General features: G+C 68.4%; 2 protein-coding genes and 1 pseudogene. All 3 read right to left on the reverse strand.

Annotated elements, in window-relative coordinates; genetic code table 11:
- A partial coding sequence (locus tag G7A99_RS19335; RefSeq protein ID WP_371807637.1) for a molybdate ABC transporter permease subunit occupies positions 1-281 on the reverse strand: 281 nt, incomplete at its 3' end.
- 34 nt (positions 282-315) lie between these two features.
- A complete protein-coding gene (gene modA, locus G7A99_RS19340) occupies positions 316-1,086 on the reverse strand; it encodes a molybdate ABC transporter substrate-binding protein (protein WP_163143296.1) in 771 nt (256 codons plus the stop codon).
- 96 nt (positions 1,087-1,182) lie between these two features.
- Positions 1,183-1,593: pseudogene (locus G7A99_RS19345) on the reverse strand (hypothetical protein); the annotation flags it as partial.

Consider the following 1,593-nt stretch of genomic DNA (forward strand, 5'->3'; position numbering starts at 1 on the left):
ACCAGGCCCGCGAAGGTGAACGCCAGCGGCGCGCCGCCCATGGCCACGAGTGCGCCGCCGACGGGCCCGTTCGGGCCGAGCAGGAGCAGGAGGTAGAAGCCCAGAACCGTGGGCGGAAGCACCAGCGGCAGCGCTACCGTGGCCTCGACCAGGGTACGCCACCGCGACCGGGTGTGCGCCAGCCACCAGGCCAGCGGCGTCCCCAGCACCAGCAGGATGACCACCGTGGTGGCCGCCAGCTGCAGCGTCAGCACCAGTGCGTTCAGGTCCCCGGGATTCAGCACCCCTGCCCGCTCCCTGCCTGCGCCGTCCGGGTCACTCCGCCGCGGGACGGCGGTAGCCGTAACGCTCGATGATCGCCCCGGCCTCGGGGCCGTGGACAAAGTCGATGAAATCGCGCACCGCGGACCCGTCCTTCACGATAACGGCCTGCTGGCGTATCGGCTCGTACAGCGATTCCGGCACCACCCAGTGGCTGCCGCTGACCCCGCCGTCCGGCCCGATCACCTGGGACAGGGCCACGAAACCGACCGGGGCGTTGCCGCTGGCCACGAAGTGATACGTCTGGGCAATGTTCTCCCCCATGACCACCTTCGGCTGCAGCCGCTGCCACTCGCCGAGCGCCTCGAGGGTCTGCCGCGCGGCGAGCCCGTAGGGCGCGAGGCGCGGATTGGCGATCGCCAGCCGCTGGATCCCGTCCCCTTTCAGGGCCTCACGGCCGCCATCGAAGGCGTCCGTGTCCTTGCTCCAGAACACAATCCGGCCCTGGGCATAGGTGAAGCGGCTCCCCTTTACGATGTGGCCACCGGATTCAAGCTTGCGGGGCCGTTTGACGTCGGCGGCGAAGAACGCATCGAAGGGCGCACCGTTCACGATCTGGGAGTAATGCTTGCCGGTGGACCCGAACGCCAGGGTGACCTCGTTATCCGACGTTTTTTCATAACGCGCGACGATGTCCTGCATCGCGTGGGTGAAGTTCGAGGCCACCGCGACGTGGATCTCCGCCGCGCCCGCCAGTCCCGGAATCATCGCAAGGCAGGTGATCAGGACAGCGACCAGACGCGGGCGGGTGATAGGATCGGACATGACTCGACGCTCCCGGAGAGGTGTATTCGCAATGCACATTATTACATAACGAGACTGCCCGGCAAGGCCGGAGCCGGACGTGCCGGCCCCGGCGGCTCAGAACGGTGGCTGCTCGATACCCGGCTGCGTCGCGACGAGCGAGGGCCGCGAGGCGATCACACCGAGCCAGCTCGGCAACTCGCTGGCAATCCCTCGCCAGTCGAAGTCCGGCAGGCGGAAGTCGAGGAACTCCAGTGCCACCGCCACGGCGAGGCTGCCCATGTCGGGGCGGTCCACGACGGGCCGGACGACCCCGTCGAGCACGGCAACCCCGCGCACCAGGGCATCATGGCGACGCTGGATCACCGGATCGCTGTCGTCACCGTCCCGGAAACGGCGATGGACAACGATCCCCACAGCCGAGTCGATCAGCCCCTGGGCCAGCCCCAGCTTGCGATGGACCTCCTCGACACGGTCGAGAGGCATCAGGCGCGGCTCCGGGAAGCGGCGCTCCAGGTAGAGCGCGAT

The organism is Arhodomonas sp. KWT (assembly GCF_010993615.1).

Excerpts from the sequence above, each read along its gene's own strand:
- modA (WP_163143296.1), bottom strand. The coding sequence starts at position 1,086 with ATGTCCGATCCTATCACCCGCCCGCGTCTGGTCGCTGTCCTGATCACC.